Origin of the sequence: Cupriavidus lacunae, assembly GCF_003353055.1 — a bacterium.
Classification (GTDB): domain Bacteria; phylum Pseudomonadota; class Gammaproteobacteria; order Burkholderiales; family Burkholderiaceae; genus Cupriavidus; species Cupriavidus lacunae.
In genome coordinates, this window is sequence record NZ_QKWJ01000177.1 from 1 (window position 1) to 5,211 (window position 5,211).

At 63.7% G+C, this 5,211-nt stretch carries 4 protein-coding genes; all 4 read right to left on the minus strand.

The annotated features are described in order from the left end of the window. Positions 1 to 105 precede the first annotated feature (105 nt). On the minus strand, positions 106 to 855 hold the full coding sequence (locus DN412_RS42125; RefSeq protein WP_208647767.1) for an amidase family protein: 750 nt from the start codon (positions 853 to 855) through the stop codon (positions 106 to 108). 46 nt (positions 856 to 901) lie between these two features. Then, complete coding sequence (gene oxlT / locus DN412_RS42130; RefSeq protein ID WP_115216891.1) at positions 902 to 2,176, minus strand: oxalate/formate MFS antiporter; 1,275 nt, start codon at positions 2,174 to 2,176, stop codon at positions 902 to 904. 106 nt (positions 2,177 to 2,282) lie between these two features. Further along, the gene (locus DN412_RS42135; protein WP_115216892.1) at positions 2,283 to 3,863 is read right to left on the minus strand and encodes a gamma-glutamyltransferase family protein; all 1,581 of its coding nucleotides are present in this window, start codon (positions 3,861 to 3,863) and stop codon (positions 2,283 to 2,285) included. 236 nt (positions 3,864 to 4,099) lie between these two features. After that, complete coding sequence (locus DN412_RS42140) at positions 4,100 to 4,831, minus strand: GntR family transcriptional regulator (RefSeq protein ID WP_115216894.1); 732 nt, start codon at positions 4,829 to 4,831, stop codon at positions 4,100 to 4,102. Between the last annotated feature and the right edge of the window lie 380 nt (positions 4,832 to 5,211).

The window sequence follows — 5,211 nt, forward strand, 5'->3', positions numbered from 1 at the left end:
AATGAGTTGCATACCGTCGCCCGCAACAAGCTCAAAAGCGCTCAACACCGGCCTTCGATCATCGCCGCGTGCTGGGTTCAGGCAACGTTGTGGTGATGTCATGATTTACGGAAAGATCAATAGGCTATTGTTGGAAGCCGGGGAGCGCAGCGAATTTGCCGTATCCGAGCCGGTGCCGATGGCGGCGAAATTGGCAGCCAGTGCCGCCCCGGTGCCGCCGCTCGATCCGCCCGGGGTCAGTTTGAGGTCGTAGGGATTCTTCGTCTGTCCGCCCAACGAACTGACCGTCACCCCGCCCAGCGCGAATTCCTGAAGATTGGTCTTGCCGAGAATCACGGCGCCACTCCGCTTCAGCCGGCCCACCACGAATGCGTCTTCAGTGGGCCGCGAACCCGCCAGCGAAGCCGAGCCAGCGGTGGTCGGCATGTCGGCGGTGTTGTAATTGTCCTTCAGCACCGTTGGGATGCACTGCAGTGGTTTCAATTTTCCGCTGCGGTGGAATTCGCGATCCATTTCATCTGCCTGGGCAAGCGCATCTGGGTTCATGTAGAGCATGGCATTCAAGGCGGGACCTTGCTTGTCATATGCGTGAATCCGGTCCAGATATTGCTGGACCAGCCCATGGCAACTCAGACTTCCGCTCTTCAGCGCTTGATGAATGTCTGCGACCGAAGACTCCAGAATATTAAAAGGTTTTTCTGCAGAATATGCTGTGAATGGCAGGATTCCAGACAGCAGCACCAGCGCATTTGCGGTGAATCGTGCCGAAAAGTGATTTTTATTCACACGCATAGATAAGGTTATATGGTTTTGAACAGGAAAAACACGATCTACCAATCGAAACTTGTATGGCACAACGTTTTATCGTGATGACAGAGAAATCAGGGTCGCCAGCCAGCTGTCATCTGAGATAACGTCGCCGTGCCGGCTTGAGAACCGCGATCGCAAGCAATGCAGTCGCAACGTCGAGGGTGATGGCAACACCAAACACGGGCATCCAGCTACCGAGCTTTTCGTGCATCAGAGCCGCGAGCGGTCCGCCCAGGATCGACCCGATGCCTTGGGAGATATAGAGCCAGCCGTAGTTGGTCGTGGCATAACGCGTGCCGAAGGTATCGGTCAGCGTGGAAGGAAAAAGCGAAAAGATTTCTCCCCAGCCAAGGAACACGACGCCGGACAGCAAGACGAACAGAACGGCATTCTCGCGGGTCAGCAGCCACAGCGCCATCGCCACGCCTTCCAGCGCGAAGGCGAAGCACATGGTGTTCTCGCGGCCCCAGCGGTCGGATACCCAACCAAACAGCGGGCGCGTCAGTCCGTTGGTGAACCGGTCCAGCGTCAGCGCCAGCGGCAGCGCGGCCATGCCGAGCACGGTCACGCCGGCAACGCCGAAGTCCTTCGCGAAGGTCGCCATCTGCGATGTCACCATCAGTCCTGAGGTGGACATCATCGTCATCATGGCAAAGAGCAGCCAGAACAGCGGCGTGCGCAGCATCTCGCGGGTTGGCACGTCGACGGTGGCTTTTGCACTGGTGCGCGTCGCAGTATGTTCGGGCAGCACCACGCCCTGCGGCGAACGAAGACCCTGCGAGGCGACGAAGCCGATCACGGCAAAGAGCAGGCCGAACTGCCACAGCGTGGCCTCCAGTCCCTTCTGGGCCAGTGCCGAGGCGATCGGGAAGGTCGTGGCAATGGCACCCATGCCGTATCCCGCTGCGACCATGCCCACGGCAAGCCCGCGCCGGTCCGGAAACCAGCGCACCATCTGTCCGACGACCCCGACGTAGACAATGCCCGTGCCCAGGCCGCCCACGACGCCATAGCTCAGGTACAGCAGTCCCACGCTGTGCACATGCGCCGCAAGCACCCAGCTCAGTCCCGACAGCACCGTGCCAAGCGCAATCAGCCGGCGCGGCCCGAAGCGTTCAATCAGCGCGCCCTGGAATGGCGAGAAGAAAGTCTGCAGCACGATCAGCAGCGAGAACGTGACCTGTAACTCAGACAGCGGAACCCCCAGCTTGGCGGCCAGCGGTTTTGTAAACAGCGTCCAGACATACTGCGGGCTGGAAATCGCCATCATGCACAACATGCCAAGCGCGAGCTGTATCCAGCGCTCGCGTGCCGCCGGCAGGGCTATGGCGGTACCTGCTGATGCGTTCTCTGCAACGGTATTCATCGGACTACTCCTTCAAACCAACGTCGGGGATCGGACAAGGGGGAACTGCGTAGAAGACCGGAACCTGCCGCGCGAGGCGCATTGGCAAGCGGCATCCCGGCGCGGATTACCAGGCGGCCACGGCGCCGTCGCTGCGGGGATCGAAGCCACCTTCATAGAGCCCGTTGGGGTGCAGCACGATGGCGCCGGCATGGCCCATGGTTTCGTCGTACGGCTGCAAGAGCTCGATCTCGTGGCCGAGTGCGCGCAAGGCGTCGCAGGTCGCCTGCGGAAAGCGCGACTCGAGCTTGAGGGTGTCGCTGGTCTGGCCCCAGGTGCGGCCCAGCAGCCAGCGGGGGGCGTCGATCGCGGCCTGCGGGTTCATGCCGAAATGGACGATGCGCGAGAACACCGCGCTCTGCGATTGCGGCTGCCCGTCGCCGCCCATGTTTCCGTAGACCAGCGTGCGGCCGTCGGCCAGGCGCGCCAGGGCCGGGTTCAACGTGTGGAACGGTTTGCGCCCCGGCATCAGCGGGTTGCGCGCGGCGGGGTCCAGCGAGAAGCTGCAGCCGCGGTTCTGCCAGTTGATGCCGGAGGCAGGCAGCACGACGCCGCTGCCGAACTCGTGATAGATGCTCTGGATAAAGCTGACCGCGACGCCCTCGGCGTCGACCACGCCCATCCAGACCGTGTCCGCTGGCCCCATGCCCTCTCCCCACGGCAGCGCCTGGTCGGTTCGGATACGCGCGGCCGCGGCATCGAGCCAGGCCGGCGCAAGCAGCTCGCGTGGATCCACGTCCATGTACGCGGGGTCGGTGATATGGCGGTCGCGGGCCAGAAAGGCCTGCTTGGTTGCCTCCACGCAGGCATGGACGTAGGGCGCGCTGGTCGATGCCATGGCGCTGGCTGGCAGCAGATCGAGCAGGCGGTCCAGTTGGCCCAGGATCTGCAGCGACACCAGCCCCTGGGTGGGCGGCGGCATGTTATAGATGCGGCCGCGCGAGTGCGCCAGTACCAGCGGCGCCTTCCATACCGCGTGGTGTGCGGCGAGGTCCTGCAGGCTGAGCGGACTGCCGACGGCGGCCAGGTCCTGCGCAATGCTGCGGGCCAGGTCGCCCCGGTAGAAATCGTCGAATCCCGCTTGCGCCAGTTGCTCCAGCGTGTCAGCCAGGCGCGGCTGGCAAAAATGCGCACCGGCAAGCGGCGGCACGCCGCCCGCCAGGAAGGTCTCGGTAAACCCGCATATTCCGGAGAGCTCATGGGCCCTCGCCACAATGCAGGCCGCCTGGCTATGCGTGACCGGAACGCCGTGGCGGGCATAGCCGATGGCGTCGGCAAGCAGCCGCGACAGCGGCATGCGCCCGCCCAACGTCTCGCGCGACCAGGTGCGCGCGGCATGCCAGCCGGACACCGTACCGGCCACGGTGTTGGCTGCCATCCCCCCTCTGAACGGGATCGTCGCCAAGCCCGCTTCACGGTAGCGCTCGATGCTGGCGGCCCCTGCCGCCGCGCCGCACGCTTCGAGGCCGCGCGGCGCCTCATGCGGCCGCGCAATCAGCCAGAAGCTGTCGCCGCCGATGCTGTTCATATGCGGATAGGCAACCGCGATCGTGGCCGCCGCAGCGATCATCGCTTCGACGGCGTTTCCGCCTTCGCGCAGGATCGCCAGCGCACTCTGGGAAGCCAGGGCGTGCGGCGCCACCGCCATGCCGCGGCTGCCGCGAATCGGGTTCCGATGAGATGTCACAATGTGCCCCGCAAATTATGTATACATAAAATCTACGGAACACAACGCAAGGCCTGTGCCACGCCATGCCTTGCCACCGGTGGCGGCAGGCAATGCCGCGCCCGTCAAGGCGTTGCCGACGATAGCGGGGAATTCACCGACTGCGGAAGGTAATGGAAGCGGGAAAGATTATGGCGCCGACGGCACCATATCAGGGCTTACCCGAAGCGCCTGCGACGCGGCGGTGCGTCGGTGGAAAGCGGGCGCTCGAGGTTGGTGCGGGCTTGTTCCAGCCGTTCGGTGGTCAGGCGGCTGACCTCGACGCGCCCTTCTTCGATATGGCCGGTCAACAACTCGACCGCCCGCGCGCCATCGCAGGCCAGCAGCGCCGTGAGGATATTGGCGTGCTCCTCATATGTGAGGGCGATGCGCTCGCCGTAGGCGAAATCGAGCCGCCGGATGATCCGGATGCGGTCCGTGACCTGTTGATGCACCGCGGCTGCCTCCGGGTTGCCCGCGGCACAGACGATGGCCTGGTGGAACGCCTCGTCCAGGTCGGCAACCTGGTTGCCGTCAGTCAGGCGTTCGGCAGGCGGGACTTGCCACGTGGCTGCCAGCACCTCCAGGCACGAGCGATCCACGCGCGGCGACACCGGCTGCTGGCACAGCCGCATGGCGGCGTGGGTTTCCAGCAAGGTGCGCAGGTCATAAAGTGCCTCGAAGCGCGCCAGGTCGATCGGCACCACCTCCCAGCCGTTGCGGAAGTGCCCGCGCACCAGTCCTTCGGACTGCAGGCGCAGCAGCGCCTCGCGTACCGGCGTGCGGGAGATGCCAAACCGCTCCGCGACATCGTTCTCGGAAAAGCGGTCGCCAGGCAACAGCCGGAACGCAAAGATGTCGTCCCGCAGGCTGAAGTAGGCACGTTGCGAACGGGACGATTCGCCGGCTATTGCCGCGCCGCCCTGGCGCTCCAGTGCCTCTGGCAAAGAGCCTGGAATGCCGGAGTCTGCTTGGGTAGCTGAAGAAGGGCCTGGCAGGGACGTCGAGCGGCGCATCGGGCTGATATCGAAATGGGCATCGCTTTGGCGGGCGCAGAGCGCAACGCGTAGCGTGCACAAAAGGATATCACCGATCTGCGAGCGTCCCGAAAACGTGGAAAACCGGGCTGGCCGGTACCGGGCGGAATTGTGATGCAAAAGCGCACTTCCCAAGCTGATATGACTCTCAGTGTCAATCGAGATTGGTTTGATTCAGTTTCACAGTTGCATGTTGTTCCCCCCCAATTTCCTAAAGGCGACGTAGCAGTAAGTCTCGACGGTGGATCAGGCTG